The organism is Natronospira sp. (assembly GCF_007134575.1).
Classification (GTDB): domain Bacteria; phylum Pseudomonadota; class Gammaproteobacteria; order Natronospirales; family Natronospiraceae; genus Natronospira; species Natronospira elongata.
On sequence record NZ_SLKM01000009.1, the window covers coordinates 1 to 3,939 of the forward strand.

A 3,939-nucleotide genomic window follows, 5' to 3' on the forward strand; every position below is an offset into this window, starting at 1 on the left:
ATAGGGCATAGCATCAGGGCATCGCCAACGGAAGACAGTCGCAAGACGACGGGAGCAGCACCATGGCCGCAGACAAGCACTCGGGTTTCGCCACCCGCGCCATCCATTACGGATACGACCCCCTGGAAGAGCAGGGCGCGCTCACCCCGCCCATGCACGTCACCTCCACCTTCGCTTTTGACAGTGCCGAGCAGGGCGCGGCCCGCTTCGCCGGTGAAGAGGCGGGTCATTTCTATTCCCGCATCTCCAACCCCACCGTGGAGCTGCTGGAAAAGCGCATGGCCGCCCTGGAAGGGGCCGAGGCGGCCCTGGGTTTCGCCAGCGGAATGGGCGCCATCACCGCCCTGATGTGGAGCTTCCTGCGCCCCGGCGATGAGCTGATCGCCGACACCACCCTGTACGGCTGCACCCACGCCTTCTTCAACCACGGCCTGACCGAGTTCGGCATCAAGGTTCGGCATGTGGATCTCTCCGACCCGGCCAATCTGGAAGCCGCCATCAGTGAAAAGACCAAGATGGTCTACTTCGAAACCCCGGCCAACCCCACCATGGATCTGGTGGACATCGAGGCCGTGTCGACGATCGCCAAAAAGCACGGCGCCCGCGTGGCCGTGGACAACACCTACGCCACCCCGGTCAACACCCGCCCCATCGAACTGGGCGCGGACTTCGTCGCCCACTCCGCCACCAAGTACCTGGGCGGTCACGGCGACCTGGTGGCCGGCGTGCTGCTGGGCAGCGAGGAAGACATGTTTCATGTCCGCCTCACCGGCCTGAAGGACTTCACCGGCGCGGTCATGTCCCCCTTCACCGCCTTCCTGCTCATGCGTGGCCTGAAGACCCTGGAAGTGCGCATGGAGCGCCAGGAAAGGAACGCGATGGAAGTGGCCCGCTGGCTGGAAGCCCAGCCCATGGTGAAGAAGGTCTACTACCCGGGCCTGGAGAGCTTCCCCCAGCACGAGCTGGCCAAGAAGCAGATGCACGGCTTCAGCGCCATCATGGCCTTTGATGTGGAGGGCGGCGTGGAAGCCGGCCGCACCCTCATGAACAGCCTGCAGATGATCCGCCGCGCCGTCTCCCTGGGCGATGCCGAAAGCCTCATCCAGCACCCGGCCAGCATGACCCACTCCGTGCTCAGCCCCGAGGAACGCGCCGAACACGGCATCAGCGACGATCTCGTCCGCCTCTCCGTCGGCCTGGAAACCCCGGCCGACATCATCGCCGACCTGCAACAGGCCTTCGAGAAGCTCGACCACAAGGTCGACCTTCGCAAGGCCGGCTGAACCTGCCCAAACGCACATGCCACGGCCGGGGCCCACTGAAGGGGGGTTCCGGTCGTGGCGCGTACTGCCTGGATATATCTCCAGCCACTGCTATAATTTGTCTTATACAAAAGACATCAGGCGTCATATGTCTTATCTGTAAGACTAAGGCGGGCTAGCATGGCAGGAACCCGAACACACACCTACTCCCATTACACGCGGCAGGCGATTCGCCTGTTGGGCGTTCTGGTGCGGACCGGCCGGCTGGAAAGGCGCATGACGGCCCGGGAGCTAAGCGAGCGGGCCGGTATCTCGAGAGACATGCTGTATCGCATCGAGAAGGGCGACCCCCGTGTGCAGCTGGGGGCGGCCTTCGAAGTGGCCGCCATTGTTGGCGTACCCCTGTTCGAGACCGAGCACGGGCTCCTGGAGGCCCGGCTCCACGCCGCCAGGGACCGTCTCGCCCTGCTGCCCGGTGCCGTCCGCAAGTCGCCCGGGAAGGTGAAAGATGACTTCTAGTTCGCACCGGGAAGTCTATGTTTGGGTTTGGCTTCCCGGCCAGACAGAGCCCGTGGTAGCCGGGCGGTTGGCGCCAACCCCGGCAGGGCTGCAATTCAACTACGGGCAAAGCTATCTGCGACGGGAAGAAGCCATCCCCTTGTACTGGCCGGAATTGCCGCTGACGCCCGGCCTGATACCCCTGCGCCCGGGTTTGTCCATGCCGGGCTGCCTGCGTGACGGGGCGCCGGGCGCCTGGGGCCGCCGGGTTATTCTCAATCGCTTGTTTGGCGACTCGGCCAGTGGCGTTGACCCCGGCGTTGTCGATGAAATGACCTACCTGCTGAAGTCCGGCTCAGACCGCGTTGGTGCCCTGGACTTCCAGACATCCGCTCATGAATACCATCCCCGCCGGGGGGATGAGGCCAGTCTGGAGCAGTTGCAGGAAGCAGCGGCTCGAATCGAGCGGGGCCAGTCATTGCCAACCGCCCTTGAGCGGGCGTTGCTACACGGTACCTCGCTGGGTGGAGCGCGCCCCAAAGCACGCATTCAGGCGGATGGACGACAGTACATCGCCAAGTTCTCCAGCAGCACGGACGTGATGCCAACCGTCAAAGTCGAATTTCTCGCCATGCGGCTCGCTGCCCGCCTGGGCTTGAATGTGGCGGCAGTGGAGCGGCGTGAAGTGGCCGGAAAGGATGTGCTTCTGGTCGAGCGGTTTGATCGTCCCACCGGAGAACGGGAAGGCGAGCGGCGAATGGTGGTCTCCGCCCTCACGATTTTGGAGCTCGACGAAATGATGGCCCGCTACGCCAGTTATGAGGATCTGGCCGATATCATTCGCCATCGTTTCCACGAGCCTCGCGCCACACTGCGAGAGCTCTTCGGTCGTCTGGTATTCAACATCCTCTGTGGCAATACTGACGACCATGCCCGCAATCATGCCGCCTTCTGGGATGGCAACAGCCTGGCACTCACCCCAGCCTACGATATTTGCCCCCAGGCTAGAACCGGCAACGAGGCCACCCAGGCCATGCTGATTCAGGGCCAGAACCGCAGCAGCCGGCTCCATCTCTGCCGACAGGCCGCACCGCAATTCCTCCTGACATCGGAACAAGCGGACGACATCATCCAGCAGCAACGCCAGGGCATCCATGATCATTGGGCAGAAACCTGCGTTGAAGCCGGGCTATCCACTGCAGAGCGTCAAATGCTATGGGGCCGTCAGTTTCTCAACCCGTATTCACTGGGCGAATGAGGGGTAAGCGGTGCCAGCTCAACCCGGCAATCCTACGATCTGGTGAACCCTGGTACCGACAGCTACACTGGGAGTGTATTAATCTGAACCGAGCATAGGGAGCCGTGCCATCAAACCCCGAAAGCCACCGCCTGAACCGTCAGATCATCTCCATCGGGCTGCGCACCCCGGCAAAGCCAGTCCCGAGGACATGGGTATAGATCTGTGTCGTGTTCAGATCCACATGCCCCAGCAGCTCCTGCACGGTACGAATGTCCGCACCCCCACGCAGCAATTCCGTGGCGAAACTGTGCCGGAAGGTATGGCAACTGGCCGGCTTGCCAATTCCACAGGCCCGAACCGCCCGCCTGACCCGGCGCTGAACCGCACTCACATGCAGATGATGGCGAACCGCCCTGTCCTCATCGTCCAGGCTCAGACCCGGTGCCGGAAACAGCCATTGCCAGGGCAGGGAAGTCGCCGCGTTGGGATACTTGCGGGCCAGGGCAAAGGGCAGACTGACCGGCTGGCGCCGATCCAGTGGCGTCCGCCGCCATTGTGTCTCAACCCACTGCATTCTTTTCTTGAGCCGCCCCGCGACGGCAGGTGGCAGAATCGTCGTGCGATCCTTGTTCCCCTTGCCATCCCGAACCGTCAGAACGGCACGCCCCAGGTCAATATCCTTCATGCGCAGCCGGGCCGCCTCCGTCACTCGCAGGCCACTGCCGTACATCAAGGACGCCATCAACTGGTAGGGCGCCTCCAGCCGCCGTATCACCGCCATGGCCTCCTCATGCGTAAACACCACCGGCAAGCGCCGTGGCCGCTTCGCCGGCCGGATGCCCTGAATCTCACCCAGCGGCCGCTCCAGCACCGCGCGATACAGAAACACCAGCGCATTCAGCGCCTGGCTCTGAGTCGAAACCGCCACATGCCGCTCCG

The 3,939-nt window shown here is 63.3% G+C and carries 4 protein-coding genes; 3 read left to right on the forward strand and 1 reads right to left on the reverse strand.

What is annotated here, in order from left to right:
* The first annotated feature begins 62 nt into the window (after positions 1-62).
* From ACJWXQ_RS00285 to ACJWXQ_RS00295, 3 genes are all read left to right on the forward strand, one after another.
* The gene (locus tag ACJWXQ_RS00285) at positions 63-1,283 is read left to right on the forward strand and encodes a methionine gamma-lyase (RefSeq protein ID WP_406671903.1); all 1,221 of its coding nucleotides are present in this window, start codon (positions 63-65) and stop codon (positions 1,281-1,283) included.
* 159 nt (positions 1,284-1,442) lie between these two features.
* The gene (locus ACJWXQ_RS00290) at positions 1,443-1,781 is read left to right on the forward strand and encodes a helix-turn-helix transcriptional regulator (RefSeq protein ID WP_406671904.1); all 339 of its coding nucleotides are present in this window, start codon (positions 1,443-1,445) and stop codon (positions 1,779-1,781) included.
* A complete protein-coding gene (locus tag ACJWXQ_RS00295; RefSeq protein ID WP_406671905.1) occupies positions 1,771-3,018 on the forward strand; it encodes a type II toxin-antitoxin system HipA family toxin in 1,248 nt (415 codons plus the stop codon). The genes ACJWXQ_RS00290 and ACJWXQ_RS00295 overlap by 11 nt, the downstream gene beginning before the upstream one ends.
* A 139-nt stretch (positions 3,019-3,157) precedes the next feature.
* Here ACJWXQ_RS00295 and ACJWXQ_RS00300 read toward each other — a convergent pair.
* Positions 3,158-3,939, reverse strand: a 782-nt coding sequence (locus ACJWXQ_RS00300; protein WP_406671906.1) for an integron integrase, incomplete at its 5' end; no start/stop codon positions are given.

Bases quoted from the DNA above. Each gene is read 5' to 3' on its own strand.
- ACJWXQ_RS00285 (WP_406671903.1), top strand. From the start codon at position 63: ATGGCCGCAGACAAGCACTCGGGTTTCGCCACCCGCGCCATCCATTAC.
- ACJWXQ_RS00290 (WP_406671904.1), top strand. From the start codon at position 1,443: ATGGCAGGAACCCGAACACACACCTACTCCCATTACACGCGGCAGGCG.
- ACJWXQ_RS00295 (WP_406671905.1), top strand. From the start codon at position 1,771: ATGACTTCTAGTTCGCACCGGGAAGTCTATGTTTGGGTTTGGCTTCCC.